General features: G+C 75.7%; 13 protein-coding genes. 3 read left to right on the forward strand and 10 right to left on the reverse strand.

The features are described from left to right. Window positions 1-119 precede the first annotated feature (119 nt). Window positions 120-749 (forward strand): phosphatase PAP2 family protein, encoded by a 630-nt coding sequence (locus ACFC1T_RS35580; RefSeq protein WP_375896117.1) that lies wholly within the window; start codon window positions 120-122, stop codon window positions 747-749. A 45-nt stretch (window positions 750-794) separates the two neighbouring features. On the opposite strand, the gene ACFC1T_RS35585 is transcribed toward ACFC1T_RS35580, so the two are convergent. Beyond that, window positions 795-1151 carry a DUF2218 domain-containing protein gene (locus tag ACFC1T_RS35585; protein ID WP_375896119.1) on the reverse strand — a complete coding sequence of 119 codons (357 nt, stop codon included), beginning with the start codon at window positions 1149-1151 and terminating at the stop codon, window positions 795-797. A 167-nt stretch (window positions 1152-1318) separates the two neighbouring features. On the opposite strand from ACFC1T_RS35585, the gene ACFC1T_RS35590 reads away from it, so the two are divergent. Further along, complete coding sequence (locus ACFC1T_RS35590; protein ID WP_375896122.1) at window positions 1319-1891, forward strand: MarR family winged helix-turn-helix transcriptional regulator; 573 nt, start codon at window positions 1319-1321, stop codon at window positions 1889-1891. Here ACFC1T_RS35590 and ACFC1T_RS35595 read toward each other — a convergent pair. After that, window positions 1782-2723 (reverse strand): EamA family transporter, encoded by a 942-nt coding sequence (locus ACFC1T_RS35595; RefSeq protein ID WP_375896148.1) that lies wholly within the window; start codon window positions 2721-2723, stop codon window positions 1782-1784. The two genes, ACFC1T_RS35590 and ACFC1T_RS35595, sit on opposite strands and share 110 nt — an antisense overlap. Window positions 2724-2856: 133 nt before the next feature. Here ACFC1T_RS35595 and ACFC1T_RS35600 point away from each other — a divergent pair, with 133 nt between their 5' ends. Then, entirely contained in the window at window positions 2857-3762 is a 906-nt protein-coding gene (locus tag ACFC1T_RS35600) for a LysR family transcriptional regulator (protein WP_375896125.1), read from the forward strand. Between the two features lie 64 nt (window positions 3763-3826). On the opposite strand, the gene ACFC1T_RS35605 is transcribed toward ACFC1T_RS35600, so the two are convergent. From ACFC1T_RS35605 to ACFC1T_RS35640, 8 genes are all read right to left on the reverse strand, one after another. Then, window positions 3827-4555 carry a ZIP family metal transporter gene (locus ACFC1T_RS35605; protein WP_375896151.1) on the reverse strand — a complete coding sequence of 243 codons (729 nt, stop codon included), beginning with the start codon at window positions 4553-4555 and terminating at the stop codon, window positions 3827-3829. 309 nt (window positions 4556-4864) lie between these two features. Continuing rightward, window positions 4865-6622 carry a restriction endonuclease gene (locus ACFC1T_RS35610; protein ID WP_375896128.1) on the reverse strand — a complete coding sequence of 586 codons (1758 nt, stop codon included), beginning with the start codon at window positions 6620-6622 and terminating at the stop codon, window positions 4865-4867. Between the two features lie 113 nt (window positions 6623-6735). Further along, window positions 6736-8505, reverse strand: coding sequence for a hypothetical protein (locus tag ACFC1T_RS35615; protein WP_375896131.1), 1770 nt, complete (start codon window positions 8503-8505; stop codon window positions 6736-6738). A 352-nt stretch (window positions 8506-8857) separates the two neighbouring features. Beyond that, window positions 8858-9514, reverse strand: coding sequence for a YigZ family protein (locus tag ACFC1T_RS35620; protein ID WP_375896134.1), 657 nt, complete (start codon window positions 9512-9514; stop codon window positions 8858-8860). A 147-nt stretch (window positions 9515-9661) separates the two neighbouring features. After that, the gene (locus ACFC1T_RS35625) at window positions 9662-10951 is read right to left on the reverse strand and encodes a DUF6986 family protein (protein ID WP_375896137.1); all 1290 of its coding nucleotides are present in this window, start codon (window positions 10949-10951) and stop codon (window positions 9662-9664) included. Window positions 10952-11077: 126 nt separating this feature from the next. Further along, window positions 11078-12631 (reverse strand): DUF2637 domain-containing protein, encoded by a 1554-nt coding sequence (locus ACFC1T_RS35630; RefSeq protein ID WP_375896139.1) that lies wholly within the window; start codon window positions 12629-12631, stop codon window positions 11078-11080. A gap of 197 nt (window positions 12632-12828) precedes the next feature. After that, the gene (locus ACFC1T_RS35635) at window positions 12829-13494 is read right to left on the reverse strand and encodes a response regulator transcription factor (RefSeq protein ID WP_360245306.1); all 666 of its coding nucleotides are present in this window, start codon (window positions 13492-13494) and stop codon (window positions 12829-12831) included. Continuing rightward, entirely contained in the window at window positions 13446-14855 is a 1410-nt protein-coding gene (locus ACFC1T_RS35640; protein WP_375896143.1) for a sensor histidine kinase, read from the reverse strand. Before ACFC1T_RS35640 ends, ACFC1T_RS35635 begins: the two co-directional genes overlap by 49 nt. Between the last annotated feature and the right edge of the window lie 266 nt (window positions 14856-15121).

The raw sequence follows: 15121 nt of genomic DNA on the forward strand, positions 1-15121 counted from the left end.
CCGACCGTCCGACCCACACCCCCCGGGGCGCACGGAACGGCGATCATCAGAGCCGCCCCGGAGCTCTCCCCCCTGCTCCGGGGCGGCTGTCCGCCGTTCCGGGCCGGGTGGCCCGGTCGGTGGCGGTGCCGGTGGTCGCGGCGGTGGTGCTGCTGGTGGTGTCCTGGCAGGTGGCGGTGGACGGGCCGCTGCTGGGGGTGGACCGCTGGGTGCGCGCGGCCGTCCGGACGTCCCACCGTGATCACCCGAGCGCCCTGCTGGACGACCTGGGCCACCTGCTGTCGAACCTGGGCGACGGGGTGCCCGCCGTCCCGGTGCTGCTGGCGGCCGGTGGGCTGGCCGCCTGGTGGTGGCGTCGGGCGGGGGCGGTGCGCTGGTGGCTGCCGCTGCCGGTGGCGGCGCTGACGTCGTTGCTGATCCCGCTGCTGGTGGTCCCGGCGAAGGCCGGGTTCGCCCGGCCGGGCCCGCTCGGGGACCCGCTGCTGCCTGGGCAGTGGGGCTGGTACCCGTCCGGGCACACCGCGACGGCGACCATCTCGTACGGGGTGGCGGCGCTGCTGCTGGCCCGGGCGGCGGGTCGGCGGACGGCCCGGGGGTTGACCGTGGGCGCGGTGGTGCTGACGCTCGGCGTGGGCGCGGGGCTGGTGTGGAGCGACTTCCACTGGCTGCTGGACGTGCTGGCGAGCTGGTGCCTGGCCGTCCTGATGCTGTGGGCGCTGGACCGCCGGCTGCCGAGGCCGGGCGCCTGAGGGCGGCGGGCCTCCCCGGCGCCCGAGGGCGTCAGGCCTCGGGGGTCAGGCCTCGGGGGTGCCCTGCTCGGGGGCGTCCTCGTCGTCGTTGCGGTGGACGAGGCCGGTCTCGCCGTTGTCGCGGTGCCATTCGACGACGAGTTCGTCGCGGGCGCCGAAGCGGACGAGGTGGCGGCCGACCACGTCCTCCAGGCCGGCCAGGTCCTGGCGCTCGCCCTCGACGGTGAGCAGCAGGGCGTCCGGCCGGGCCTCCATGGTGGCGGTGCCGGCCTTGAAGACCAGGGTGCCGTGGCCGGTCTCCGGGGAGAAGGAGGTCTCGATCCGCTTGCTCATGTGGGCGGCGAGCTGCTTGGCGTAGCGGGCGGGGCGGTCGGTGGCGACGCGGGCGGTGGAAACGGGCACGGGAACTCCAGGATCGGGAAGGGGAACTTAGGGTCCCCTCACTTGGAAGTACCGTAACGCAGATGCTGAGCTAAGCTCAAGATATTTCTCCGAGCACTTTCCACGGTCGGCCACACGCCCGGGACCGGCCGATACGCTTGGGCCGACCCCAGCCGAGGAGACCGCCGATGACCACCACGCCGACCGACGATCCGGCGGACCCCTCCCCCGGCCTCCGGCCCGGCGAGCCCGGCATCTCCGGCGTCCCCGGCACCTCCGGCGTCCCCGCCGAACTGGCGGACGCGATGACCAGGGCGATCAAGCGGATCCGCCGGCAGACCGGCTGGCGGCTGGAGCCCTACGGCATCACCCCCGGCCAGGCCCGGGCGCTGCGCACGCTCGCCCACGTACCCGGCTGCGAGTCGCCGGACCGGGCGATGCGGCTGAGCGACCTCGCCGACAAGCTGCACATCGCCCCGCGCTCGGCCACCACGGTCGTCGACGCGCTGGAGGAGGCCGGACTGGTCGAGCGCCGCCCCGACCCGGCCGACCGCCGGGCGGTCCGGATCCTGCTGACCGAGGACGGGCGCGCGGCGGTGGAGCGGATCCTCCAGGTCCGGGACGAGGTCGCCCAGGACTACTTCGGCGAGGTCAGCCCCGAGGACGAGGAGGTGCTGCTGCGAGTGCTGCGGGCCGCCGAGGCGCGCTTCCTCGAAGCCGGGCCGCCAGTGCGGACGGCGCCCCCGGGCGCAGCGCGGTGATCCCGATCCCGGCGATCACCAGCAGGGCGGCCGCGGCGGCCGTCGGGGTGACCCGCTCGCCGAGCAGCAGCCAGGCCGAGGACATCCCGAACACCGGCACCAGCAGCGAGTAGGGCGCGACCGCGGTGGCGTCGTAGCTGCGCAGCAGGTAGCTCCAGGCGACGAAGCCGAACAGGGTGGAGACCAGCCCGACGTAGCCGATCACGCCGAGCCCGGCCGCCGTCATCCCGCCGAGTGCCCGCAGGTCCGCGTCGGGGCCCTCCACCAGCAGGGACAGGGCCAGCAGCGGCAGCGGCGGCACCGCGCTGACCCAGACCATCCAGCGCAGCGCGTCCGGCGGCGCGGCCCTGCGGGTCAGCACGTTGGACAGGCCCCAGGCGACGGCGGCCAGCACGACCAGGACGAAGGCCCCGAACGGGCCGCCGAGGCCCTGGTCGAGGGCGCTCAGGGCGATGCCCGCGAAGGCCAGGCCCAGGCCGAGCAGCCGCCGGCGGCCGGCGCGCTCGCGCAGCAGGACGGCGGCGAACAGCGCGGTGAACCCCGCCTGCCCCTGGAGCACCAGGGAGGAGAGGCCGGCCGGCATCCCGGCGTGCATGCCGAGGAAGAGCAGCCCGAACTTGACCACCCCGAGCACCACGCCGACCGCCAGCACCCAGCGCCGGGCCACCCGGGGCGGGCCGACGAAGAAGACCGCGGGCACCGCGACCACGGCGAACCGCAGGGCGCAGAAGAGCAGCGGCGGGAAGCTGTCCAGGCCGACGTGGATGAGGACGAAGTTGAGGCCCCACACGGCGGCCACCAGGACGGCCAGGGCGATGTGACGGGGGCGCATGCTCGCGCCGGCCGACGCGGCGGGGGCTGCGGCCTGCGGTGCAGCGGGGATCGCGGTCATGGGCCGAGCATGGTGGCGCGGGACCGTTCAGCACCAGCGATGAATACTGAACGGGATTCTTTAGGATCACTGCATGATGGATCTGGGGCGCCTGCGGGCGCTGCACGCGGTGTCGGTGCACGGCTCGGTCGGCGGGGCGGCGGCCGCGCTCGGCTTCACGCCCTCGGCGGTCTCCCAGCAGATCGCCAAGCTGGAGCGGGAGACCCGGACGGTGCTGCTGGAGCGGCAGGGCCGGGGCGTGGTGCTGACCGACGCGGCGCGGGAGCTGGCGGCCACCGCGCGGGCCGTCCTGGGGCTGGTGGAGCAGGCCGAGGTGCGGCTGGAGGAGCAGCGCGGCCGGGCGGTCGGGCGGCTGCTGGTGGCCGCCTTCGCGACTGGGGCGCGCGGGCTGATGCCCGGGGTGCTGGCCGACCTGCGGCGGCGCTGCCCGGAGCTGGACGTACGGCTGCTGGAGAGCGACCCGTACCCGGCGGCGGAGCTGGTGGCGCGCGGGGAGGTGGACCTGGCGCTGGTGCAGGACTGGCCGACCGTGCCGCTGCCGGTGCAGGAGGGGCTCTCCCGGCTGGACCTCGGGACGGACCCGGTGGACCTGGTGCTGCCCGCCGGGGACGAGCTGGCCGGGCTGGACGCGGTGCCGGTGGAGCGGCTGCGCGGACAGCGCTGGATCAGCGTGCCGCCGGGCAACATCTGCCACGACTGGCTGGTCCGCACCCTGCGCGAGGCCGGGGAGGAACCGGACGTGCACCACCAGGTCGGCGACTTCGAGACCCAGATCGCCCTGGTCGCGGCCGGGCTGGGGATGGCCGTGGTGCCCCGGCTCGGCCGGGGCCCGCTGCCGGCCGGGGTGGCGGCCCGCCCGGTCGCCTCGCAGCCGAGCCGGCGGGTGTTCGCGCTCTGGCGCAGCCAGGCCTCCCGGCGGCCGGCCATCACCGAGGCGCTGGCGGCGATGCGGGACGGCTGGGGCGCCCTGCCGGGCTGAGGCGTGTCCCGCGGGCCGGGCCGGGCCTTGCGCGGCGGCCGGTCCCGGGACGCCGGGCGGGCTCCTAGGTGGCGAAGCCGATGACCAGCCACATGAAGCCGACTCCGGCCACCGTGCACAGCAGGGTGCTGCGCGAGGGGTGCGGGCTGTGCGCCTCGGGGAGGATGTCGGAGGTCGCGAGGTAGAGCAGGAAGCCGGAGAAGAAGCCCAGGTAGAGGCCGAGCAGGTGCTCCGGGATGGTGAAGGCCAGGGTGATCGCGGCGCCGGAGACCGGGGCCAGGGCGTCGGCGGCGAGCAGGGTCAGCGCCCGGCGCCGGTTGTTCCCGTACAGCCGGGTGATCGTGTACGTGTTGAACCCGTCGGCGAAGTCGTGCGCGACCACCGCGATGGCCACCACCGTGCCGACCGTGCTGCCGGCCTGGAAGGCGGCGCCGATCGCGAAGCCGTCCATCACGCTGTGCCCGACCAGGGCCAGGGCGGCGGTCAGGCCGACGCCCTGGTGCCCGCTGCGGTGGGCGTGGCCGTGCTGGTGGCCGTGGGTGTGCTCGGCGTACTCGCCCTCGTGGCCGCGGTGGATGGCGACGGCGCGCTCGACCACGTGGATGGTGAGGAAGCCGGCGGCGAACATCAGCAGCGCCTGGGGCACGCCGTGCACCTCGCCCGGCGCCTGGTGGATGGCCTCGGGCAGCAGGTCGAAGGCGACCACGCCGAGCATCAGGCCGGCGGCGAAGCCGAGCACCAGGTGGCGGCGGTCGCCGGTGCGCTGGGCGACGAAGCCGCCGATCAGGGTCATCAGGAACGCCCCGGCGGCGACCAGGACGGCGGTCACCGGGCCGCCTCCGCCGGATGACCGGTGCTGCCGTGTGGTCTGACGAGCGCTCTGCCCATTCCTCTCCCCCTGGGGTCCGCCCGTGGCCGGGCCGACCGCCGACCGTACCGGACGCCCGTTCGGCGGTGATCGCCCGGGGTGCCGCCGGCCCGGCCGGTCCTCGGCGGCGGTCGCCCCGGCCCGGTCCCCTCAGCCTTGGTCCGGGTACGGAGGGCCGCCCGCCGGGTGGGCCGTCGGGGTGAACTCCCTGGTCGGAGCCGGTCCGGGCAGGGGTCAGCGGCCGGCGGCGAGCGGCAGGCCGAGGTGGGTGCGGGCGAGCTCGCGGACGCCGTCGCCGTCGATCAGGTGGATGTGCCGGTGGCCCTCCCCGGCCGAGAGGTCCAGGGCCGCCTCGGCGAACTGGCCGGTGGTCAGCCGCAGGCCGCGTTCGGCGGACTCCTCGCGGACCGCCTCGGCCAGGGTCTCGATCTGCTCCGCGGTGACGGCGGCCGGGTCCCGGGACGCCCAGACCACCCAGCGGCCGGGCAGCGCGCTGCCGGGGGCGCCCTCACCGGTGGCGACCAGCCCGGCCGGTCCCCGCAGCCGCACGCTCCACTCGGCGAGCCCGCCCCGGGTGAGCAGGTCGCGCACCAGCTGGGCGAACTCGTTGGCGGACAGGTCGGGCGCGGCCGGGACGGCGGCTCCGGCCCGGGCGGCGGGCTGGACGGCCGCCCGGGCGTACGGGTCCGGGGTGACGGCGGCGCCGAGCTGGCGCAGCCGGACCAGTGCCTCGTCCTGTTCGGCGTCGGCGTAGACGCCCTCGTCGTCGCGCTCCTCGTACGGGGTCTCCGGCGGCAGCAGCCGGGTGCGGGCCAGGGCGTCGCGGTCGGCATCCACGCTGACCAGGCAGAGCGGCTCGGCACCGGGCTCGCGCAGCCAGCCGTTGAGGACCACTCCGGCGAGTATCTCGTCGGTGTCCACGGCGTCGGCGGCCTGCAGCGAGCGCAGCGCGAGCCGGGCGACCAGCCGCAGGTAGTCGGTGGCCCGGTCCGCGGGCGGGCGCGGCACCGGGAGGATGTCGCCCTCGGGGGCGAGCCGGTAGCCGGTGAGCGAGGGCACCAGGTCGAGCGGGGGCAGGTCGAGGTCCAGCACGGCGGTGCGGGTGAGCGGGCGGAAGACCGCCCGGCAGGGGGCGGGGAGGTCCTGGGTGGCGGTCTCGGCGGCGGCCAGGGCCCGTTCCAGCAGCGACTCCACGGCGGCGGGCTCGGCCAGCCGGTAGGCGCGCCGGCACTCCTCCAGGCTGTCGTTGTACTCGCGCACGGCGCGGGCCCGGGCCTCCTCGGCCGCCTCGTGGGCGCGCCGGGACTCGTCGGCGGCCGGGCTGCCCGCCTCGGCCCGGCGGGTGCGCCACTCCCGCAGGGCGCGCTGGTGGGTCAGCCGGGCCTGGGCGAGTTCGCGCTGGTATCCGGAGTCCAGCAGTCGCCGGGAGGGGCCGCTCTCGGGGTCGGCGGCGGCCGGATCGGCGGGGGCGAAGTCCTCCCAGCGGGGCTCGGCGCCTTCGACGACGGCCGGGCCGTCGGCCGGGTAGGGGCGGGGCTCGTAGTGGCGCAGCTGGCTCTCGAAATCCATCGCCGAGACGGGCAGGGCGGCCCGCCGCAGCAGGTCGGCCAGCCGGTCGTGCTCGGCCCGGACGGTGAGCGTGCGGTGGTGGGTGAGGGCGGCGGCCCGGGCGTGCGCCGCGACGGCCTGGTCGGGGTCGGCGGGGTCGGCAGCGCCCGGGGTGGAGGAGCCGGGCCCGGACGGGTCGGGGCCGGACAGCCTGGGGCCCGTGGAGGCCGGATCGGTGGTGGCGGGCCCGGCGGGTGCCGGGGCGGACGGGCCGCTCCCGGCCGCCACCGGATCGGGGCGGCCGGGGGCCGGGGGGCCTGCGGCACCGTCCGCCTCCGGGTCCTCGTCGGCGCCGAGGTCGCGGAACACCGAGGCGAGGAAGCCCGGTTGGGGGAACTGGACGGTGGCGGTGCCGTCGGACTGGCCGTCTGCTGAGTACTGCATCGGTCGTCGTTCCCCCATGCTCGTCCGGCGCCTGCCCCGGGCGGCGGACCAACCGCAGCCCCGCCCCTGCTGGACATTGTCCACCGAACGGGCGCAGCGGTCAGCCGAGCCCGTCAGTTGGTCCGGGTGTTGGTGAGGTGCAGGCCGATGTAACCCACGTAGATCCGGCCACTGCCGGAGCAGTCGTCCAGGTAGTGCAGCCGGGGTGCGGTGCGACCGCCGCCGATCCGCAGGTGCGCGCCCATGAACGCGCGCCGGGAGGCGTCGACGCATTCCGGCACCGGCAGCATCCGTTCGCGCTTCCACTTGGTGTGGCTGAACACCGTCCGGGACTCCCCGCGCACGGCCTTGCGGGGCGGGAAGCGGTGGCAGCCGTCCGGGGTGCGCTCGCACCACTGCTTGAAGTCCCCGCCGGCCGCGCCGCGCACGGCCGCCTCGGCGTACTCCTGGAGGGCCGTCAGGCCGTCCCAGGCGAGCCGGGCCCAGCCGGCGCCGGCGCACTGGAGGCCGTCCAGGGCGAGTGCGTTCTTCTGGTCGCCGGTGAAGGTGAGCAGGGAGAACTCGCCCAGCCTGGCGAGGAGTTCGGTGAAGGTCTCGGGCTTGTCCGGCCACCCGCCGGGCTGGGCGGCGAGCCGGCCGACGATGGTCGGTCCGGTGCCCGAGGTGGTGGGCGCGGCGCCGGGCAGGGCGGTCGGCCCGGTGCAGTGACGCCCGCTCAGGGCGCTCCGGGCGCCGGTGCGCAGGCGGCCCTCGTGGCCGTCCCGGGACTGGGCGCGGTCACGGCGCTCCAGACGGAGGGTGTGCCGGACCCGCTCCAGCTCGTCGGCCCTGGCCTGCTGCTCGGCGCGGTCCTGCTGCTCCTCGCGGGCGAGCGCGGCCGGTTCGGCGGGGGGGCCGACGGGGGGTCCGGCGGCCGGGCGCAGCTGCGGGGGCGGGACGCGCAGCACCGGGACGGCGGCCAGCGGCGGCGGGAGCGGCTGGTCGGCGGCCAGGCGGCGGGGCTCGCGGGCGAGCAGCCCGGCGGCGCGGCGGAGGTCCTGTTCTATTCGGCCCCGGGCGAGCACCGGATGTCGGGCGCCGTCCTGCCGGGAGGCCGGGTCCACCTCGGGCAGGTAGGTCCGCACGGCGCCGCCGTACACGCTGTGGTACTCCAGCGCGACGTTGAACCCGGTGCGGGCGCCCGGGTCCAGCACGTAGGCGGTGGCGAGGCCGGGCAGCTGGCGGCAGAGCGGGCGGACCACCTCCTCGACCCAGTGCTCGACCGGGAGGTTCACCGGCACGCTGGCGACCACCGTGGGCAGCCGGCGCTCCGGGTCGCACAGCTCGTCGATCAGGTCGTCGACCTCGTCGGCCGTGATCACCCGGGGGGCGGAGTGGACGGCGGCCGGGCCGTCGGCGGCGTCGAGCAGCGGGAGGAGGGTGCGGGCGAGCTCGGGCACCGGCACCCGGCAGGGGGTGCGCACACCGCTGCCGGTGCTGTGGGTCTCGGCCTCCAGCCGGACCCAGGTGGGGCCGCCGGGGTCGGTGGCCACGGTGAGGGTGAGCTGCCGGGTGCCGTGCGGGGCCGGGGTGCGCAGCCGGCGGCGGTCGTAGCGGCCGGCGCCGGGGCCGCCGCGCAGCGGTCCCTGGTCGCGGTCCAGCAGGACGCGCTCGCCCAGGCGCAGGCGTTCGGCGGCGGGGGGTGCGCCGAGCGCGGCGCCGGGGGTGGGCGGGGGCTCCTCGCAGCCCTCCTGCTTCAACCAGGAGGCGAGCTGGGCGTCGGCCAGGGCGACGGCCTCGGCGTGCGGAAGGGCGGTGGTGACGGTCATCCGGTAGGGCGTCGCGGGGCCGCGGGGGCCGGGTAGGTCGGCACCGGCGGGCGACGGCGAGCGGTCTGAGGTCATGCGCATACCTCCGTGGTGCGGGGTGGGGTCTGTTGTCCTCCATCGACGGTTTTCATCCGGTTCGGCCGGAACCTTGCCCAGGAAACGCCACGGCCCGGAGCGGAAGTTCCAACTCCGGGCCACGAGACTACGTTCGAGTGAATCTGTTCAAGCCGTCTTCCGCGTGGCGCGAGCCTTCGGCTACGGGCAGCGACGCCTCCCGGCGGGCTCGGGCACCGGTCCGGCCACCGGCCGGCGCGGCGGCGCGGGGTGCTGGGCGAGCACTACCACGGGTTCGGCCCCCGGGCGCCGGCCGGACGTACGTCCGGAAGTCGGTCCCCCGGCCCGCCGCCGGGCGGGCGGAGCGCGCGGCTCAGACCGGTACCTCGACGTGGGTGCGCCCGGCCGGCACGGCGACCGCGGTGCCGCCGGTCGCCTCGGCCAGCCAGGTGTGGAACCCGGCCACCTCCGGCTCCGGCACGCCCACCTCGATCCGCACCCCGGCCGCCTCGTAGGCGAGGTCGCTCACCGCGTACCCGGCGGCCCGCAGGTCGTTCTCCACCCGCCCGGCGCGCACGTGGTCCGCCGTCACCGCGAGCAGGTCGACCGGGCGCCGCTCCAGCAGTCCGACCTCGTCGACCGCCGCCGACACCGCGTTCCCGTACGCCCGCACCAGGCCGCCCGCGCCGAGCTTGATCCCGCCGAAGTACCTGGTCACCACGGCGACGGTGTCGGTCAGGCCGCGTCGGCGCAGGACCTCCAGCATCGGCACCCCGGCCGTGCCGCCGGGCTCGCCGTCGTCGCTGGAGCGCTCGCGACGCTGCTCCTCGCCGACCACGAAGGCGGTGCAGTTGTGCCGGGCGTCCCAGTACTGCTTGCGCACGCCCGCGATGAAGGCCTGCGCCTCGTCCTCGTCCGAGACCCGGGCGAGGTGGCAGATGAAGCGGGACTTCTTGATCTCGGTCTCGTGGCTGCCGGCCCGCCGGATGGTGAGGTACGGCCTGGCGGTCGGTTCCGGCGTGGCGGACATGGCGCGGTGGTTCTCCCGGGAACGGCGACGGCTGGCGGTGCGCGCACCGGGGGTCCGGGGCGGCACCGCCAGCCTAGTTGGCGCACGGCCGGGGCCGACGGGGCCGGGCCCGGGCCTGGCCTGGGCCTGGGGGTCAGGGCCTGGGGGTCAGCGGCCGGCCAGGGCGTCCAGCTGCGCTCGGTCCAGACCAGTCAGCGCGGTGACCTCGGCCGGGTCGACGGCGCCGCAGTCCAGGCCGCGCAGCAGGTAGCCGCTGAGCGCCCGGGCGGTGGCCGGCTCGTCCATCACGTCGCCGCCCGCCTTGGCGACGTACGCGGCGAGCCGGGCGGCGGCAGCCGCCAGGCCCTCCCGGTAGAAGGAGTACACCGCGACGTAGCGGGTCGGCAGGTGCGCCGGGTGCATGTCCCAGCCCTGGTAGTAGGCGCGGGCGAGCGAGCGGCGGACCAGGTCGTGGTGGAGCTTCCAGGCGGCGTGCACCTGCTCGGTCGTGCCGGTGGGGATCACGTTGGTCGAGCCGTCGGAGAGCCGGACGCCGGTACCGGCCGCGGCCACCTGCATGACCGCCTTGGCGTGGTCGGCGACCGGGTGGTCCATGCTCTGGTGGGCCGCACTGACGCCGCAGGAGGCGCTGTAGTCGAAGGTGCCGTAGTGCAGTCCGGTGGCCCGGCCCTCGGCGGCCTCGATCATCCGGGCGACGGTGGCCCGGCCGTCCGGGCCGAGGATCGCCTGGGTGGTCTCGATCTGGATCTCGAAGCCGATCCGGCCGGCGGGCAGCCCGGCCCGGCGCTCGAAGTCCTCCAGCAGCCGGACCAGCGCGGTGACCTGCTCGGCGTAGGTCACCTTGGGCAGGGTCAGCACCAGGCCGTCGGGCAGGCCGCCGTTCGCCAGCAGGGTGGCGAGGAAGAGCTCCAGGGTGCGGATGCCGCGGGCCCGGACGGGCGCCTCCATGCACTTGACCCGGATGCCGACGTAGGGCGGCGCGCTGCCCCCCGCCACGGCGGCGGCGACCAGTTCGGCGGCCCGGACGGCGGCGGCGTCCTCCTCGGCGTCGGGGCGGGGCCCGTAGCCGTCCTCGAAGTCGATCCGCAGGTCCTCGACCGGCTCGCGCTCCAGCTTGGCGCGGACCCGGGCGTGCACGTCGGCGAGCAGGGCGTCGTCGGCGACGCCGAGGGCGCGGGCGAGCTCGGCGGGGGTGCCGGCGTGGGTGTCGAAGGCCTCCAGGGCCTGGCGGCCCCACTCCCGTACGGTGTCGGCACGGAAGGCGTCGGCGGGGACGTAGACGGTGTGCACCGGCTGCCGGGTGCCGGTCTCGCCCGGGTAGCGGCGCGCCAGGTCGGCGTCCACGGGGGCGAGCAGCGCCTCCACGGCGGCGCGGGCGGCGGCGGAGAAGGAGGCCCCGCCCGTCGGTCCGGTTCCGTCGACCTCGACCTGCGACATCCGCACTCCTCCATGCCGAACCAGAGCTTCAACAATTTGTTGAGGCGAAGGTAACTCCGGCCGGGTCGGGCGTCAATGGCCGACCGAGCGGTGGACGCGGGGTCACCGGCAAGGGGCCGCGCGGACTCAGTCCCGCCCGGCGGCCAGGTAGCGGTCGCGCAGCAGCGGGTAGAGCTCGGCGACCTCCTTGGGGTGGACCGCACCGTCCGGCCCCTTGCCGGTGACCCCGTACTCGGTGGTCAGCCAGGCGGCGAGGCGCGGCGGGTCGGGCTGGTGGCCGTAGCTGTCCATGTAGGAGACCAGGCCGTCGTAGGCGATGTCCTCGTCCAGTTGCACGGGTGCCGGGTCGGCTTCGGTGGGGGCGCCTTGAGCGGGCTCCTCGGCCGGCGCGGACTGCTCGGGCCGGGCGCGGTGCTCGGCCTGGGCGGCCGGCTGACGGTGCTGCGACTCGACCGCCGGCTCGGCGGTCGCCTCGGTGCCGGGCTGGGCCGCGGCCTGCTGCTGGCCCTGCGGCCGGGGCCCGGCGGCGGGCTCCTCGGCGGCCGGGCGCGGGGGCTTGAACCACGGGGAGGCCTGGCCCGGGACCCGACCGCCCGGGGCGGCGTCGACCGAGTGGCCGGTGGTGCGCACCGGGCGCTCGGTCCAGACGTTCAGCTCCTCGCCGCGCGGCTGCGGGGCGGCGGCCTCCTCCGCCTCCGGCTCCTGGGCGGCACGCAGCCGGACGGCGTGCAGCCTCGCCAGCATCGGTGCGGCGACCTCCGGCGCGATCGGGGCCGCGGCTGCGGGGGCCTCGGGCTGGGGCTGCGGCTGGTCGGCCGGGGCCGCCGGTGCGGCCTGCGCCGCTGGTTCGGCCGGTACCGCCGGTGCGGCCTGGTGCTGCTGGGCTCCGGCCGGGACCGGGACCGGGGCGGCGATCGCCGCGGCCCGGGCCTGCTGGGGCTGGGCCCCGAGCTCCTGGGACGGCTGCTCCGCCAGGGCGACCTTGGCCTCGCGCTCGCGGCCCTCCTCGTCCAGCCGGTCGAGCAGCGACGGGTCCAGCGGGACGCCGAACTTGGCGAGCTTGAGCGGCAGCAGCGCCTGGATCGGCGCCGAGCGGCGCCAGCCGCGGCCGTAGCGGAAGCGCAGCTGCGCCCGGTAGACCAGCCGGTTCTGCTCCAGCCGGATGACCTCCTCGTAGGAGCGGAGCTCCCAGAGCTTCATCCGCCGCCAGAGCCGGAAGGTCGGCACCGGGGAGAGTATCCAGCGCATCACCCGGACCGACTCCATGTGCCGGTCCGCGGTGATCGCCGCGATCCGGCCGACCGCGTGCCGGGAGGCCTCGACCACGACGACGAACAGCACCGGGATGACGGCGTGCATCCCCATGCCGAGCGGGTCGCCCCAGGAGGCCGCCGCGTTGAAGGCGATGGTGGCGACGGTCAACAGCCAGGCGGTCTGCCGCAGCATCGGGAAGGGGATCCGCAGCCAGGTCAGCACCAGGTCGAGGGCGAGGAGCACCACGATGCCCGCGTCCACGCCGATCGGGAAGGCGTAGGAGAAGGCACCGAAGCCCTTCTCCAGGGCCAGCTCGCGCACCGCGTTGTACGAGCCCGCGAACCCGATGCCCGAGATGATGCAGGCCCCGGCCGCGACCAGGCCGAGCAGGCCGCGATGGGCCTTGGTGAGCGTTGGGCGTGCCATTACGTCTATCAACCCCTGGATGTCGGCTGCTGCCGTACGCGCATCGGCTGCCGGTTCCCGCCAGTCGGGCCGCCGGACGGCTGAACAGCGTCCGGGCTCGGCCCACCGGAGTTTACTCGTACGGGTGTTTCAGCGTTTCCGCAGCCTGGGGTGTCACAGTACCCACCGCGCCCGGGGCGCCGGCACCGGTCGGGCCGTCAGCGGCTCTGCCCCGCCGTGCCGTTGAGGTAGGCCAGGACGGCCATCACCCGGCGGTTGGCATCCTCGTCGGGGGCGAGCCCGAGCTTGCTGAAGATGTTGGCGATGTGCTTGGCCACCGCTCCGTCGCTCACCGAGAGGCGGGCGGCGATCGCCGAGTTGGAGCAGCCCTCGGCCATCAGCTCCAGCACCTCGCGCTCGCGCGGGGACAGCCCGAGCAGCGGCCCCGGGCGGCGCGAGGTGGTCTGCATCAGCTTGGCGATCACGTCAGGGTCCATCGCCGTCCCGCCCGCCGCCACCCGGCGGACCGCGTCGATGAACTGCCCCGCGTTGAACACCCGGTCCTTCAACAGGTAGCCCACCCCGCCCGTGCCGTCGGCCAGCAACTCCCGCGCGTAGAGCTGCTGGACGTGCTGGGAGAGCACCAGCACCGGCAGGCCCCGGATCTCCTGGCGCGCCTTGAGCGCGGCCTGGAGCCCCTCGTCGGTGAGCGTCGGGGGCAGCCGCACGTCCACCACCGCCACGTCCGGGCGGTGGGTCAGCAGCGCCTCCAGCAGCTCGGGGCCGGTCTCCACGGCCGCCGCGATGGTGAAGCCGTGCGCTTCCAGTAGACGGATCAGGCCTTCGCGGAGGAGGTAGAGGTCCTCGGCGAGGACAACTCGCACAGCAACTCCAAGGTGATGGTGGTGGGACCGCCGGACGTGCTGTCGATGGCGAGGACACCGTCGAAGGTACCCAATCGACGCTCGATCCCGCGCAGGCCCGTACCCCGCGACGGATCCGCCACGCCCACACCGTCGTCCGTCACCGTGACCCGGAGGATTCCGGCCCGGTAGAGGATGTCCACCCACACCTGCTCGGCCTCCGAGTGCTTGGCCGCGTTGGCCAGCAGCTCGCTGACGCTGAAGTAGACCGCCGCCTCGACCGGAGCCGGCAGTCGGTCCGGCAGGCTCACGAACACCTCGGTCGGCAACGCGCTGTCCAGCGCCAGGGCCCGGACGGCGTCGCCGAGTCCGCGCTCGGCGAGCACCGGCGGATGGATGCCGCGGACCAGGTCGCGCAACTCCTGCAGCGCCCGGGCCGAGGACTGCCGCGCTTCGGAGAGGAGCTCCCGCGCGGCCGCCTGGTCCGTCTCCATCAGGTGCTCGATGGTGCCCAGCGTCATCCCGATCGCGACCAGCCGCGCCTGCGCGCCGTCGTGGAGATCCCGCTCGATGCGCCGCAGCTCGGCCGCCTGGCTGCCCGCCGCGTCGGCCCGGGTCTCGGTCAACTGGGCCACCCGCTTGGTCAGCTGGGCGTGCGACGCCCGGCCGTCCTGGTCCAGCACCCGGCGGACCGCCTCCACGTACCCCCGCACCGCGTACGGGGCGAGGAGTATCCCGATCAGGACCATGCCGGCCCCGATCAGCAGGCTCAGCGTGACCCGTGTCATCCGCGAGCTGAACGGGCCGAAGCCGTCCGCCGGCACCGCACCGCCCAGCGCGAACGCCGTCCCCAGCACCAGCAGGAGGACCACCGCGCCGCCCAGCAGCGCGGCCAGGGCCGGGTTCACGACCAGCCAGAGCATCTCGGCCCGGGTGGTGCGGTCCCGCAGGCCCCAGTGGACCAGCTGCGCGTACTTCGCGACCGTCTGCGAGCGGTGGTACGAGTAACCCGTCCACCAGTGCCCCCGGTCGTCCAACTCCAGCTTCGGCAGCGGCTGGTAGACCGCAGGAAGCCGGATGCCGTACCAGCGCTCCAGCATCCGCCGCGTCCGGTCGGCCGTCGGGCGGATGCAGGCGGCCGCCACCGCGGAGCCGGCGACCACCGCGGCCGCGAGCGCCATCAGGGCCGCCGGGTAGTAGAACTCCATGACCTGCGCCGTCACCACCCCCGCGACGACGGCCGCCCCCACCGGCATCACGAACCCCGGCACGGCACCCAGCACCACCTGGACCAGCCGGGCCAGGCCCTGGCCGCCGGCCTGGAAGGCCACCTGGGTCTGCGCACGGACGGACGTGCCGCTCGTACGAGTGTCTGTGGTCACGCAAACTCCTGATGCCGGTACCGATCGTCCTTCATCAGTGTTCACGAACGACCCGCTCCGGACACTGGCCATGGCACCCCAGTTCCGGGGTGGACCTAGGACCACCTGGTGGTGGTAGGAGCAACACCGGACCGGGCCGATGATCCTTCGAGTCGATGGTCCTTGGAATGGCCCGGAAATGCGAAAAGGCCCACCCGGTCACCCGGGTGGGCCTTCTCTGAATGATTGTTCGGCGGCGTCCTACTCTCCCACAGGGTCCCCCCTGC

Source organism: Kitasatospora sp. NPDC056076 (assembly GCF_042266305.1).
Taxonomy (GTDB): Bacteria; Actinomycetota; Actinomycetes; order Streptomycetales; family Streptomycetaceae; genus Kitasatospora.

What these genes read in the sequence shown, in the direction of transcription:
- ACFC1T_RS35590 (WP_375896122.1), top strand. Translation starts at nt 1,319, where the DNA reads ATGACCACCACGCCGACCGACGATCCGGCGGACCCCTCCCCCGGCCTC.
- ACFC1T_RS35595 (WP_375896148.1), bottom strand. Translation starts at nt 2,723, where the DNA reads ATGCGCCCCCGTCACATCGCCCTGGCCGTCCTGGTGGCCGCCGTGTGG.
- ACFC1T_RS35600 (WP_375896125.1), top strand. Translation starts at nt 2,857, where the DNA reads ATGATGGATCTGGGGCGCCTGCGGGCGCTGCACGCGGTGTCGGTGCAC.
- ACFC1T_RS35605 (WP_375896151.1), bottom strand. Translation starts at nt 4,555, where the DNA reads ATGACCCTGATCGGCGGCTTCGTCGCCCAGCGCACCGGCGACCGCCGC.
- ACFC1T_RS35610 (WP_375896128.1), bottom strand. Translation starts at nt 6,622, where the DNA reads ATGCAGTACTCAGCAGACGGCCAGTCCGACGGCACCGCCACCGTCCAG.
- ACFC1T_RS35615 (WP_375896131.1), bottom strand. Translation starts at nt 8,505, where the DNA reads ATGACCTCAGACCGCTCGCCGTCGCCCGCCGGTGCCGACCTACCCGGC.
- ACFC1T_RS35620 (WP_375896134.1), bottom strand. Translation starts at nt 9,514, where the DNA reads ATGTCCGCCACGCCGGAACCGACCGCCAGGCCGTACCTCACCATCCGG.
- ACFC1T_RS35625 (WP_375896137.1), bottom strand. Translation starts at nt 10,951, where the DNA reads ATGTCGCAGGTCGAGGTCGACGGAACCGGACCGACGGGCGGGGCCTCC.
- ACFC1T_RS35630 (WP_375896139.1), bottom strand. Translation starts at nt 12,631, where the DNA reads ATGGCACGCCCAACGCTCACCAAGGCCCATCGCGGCCTGCTCGGCCTG.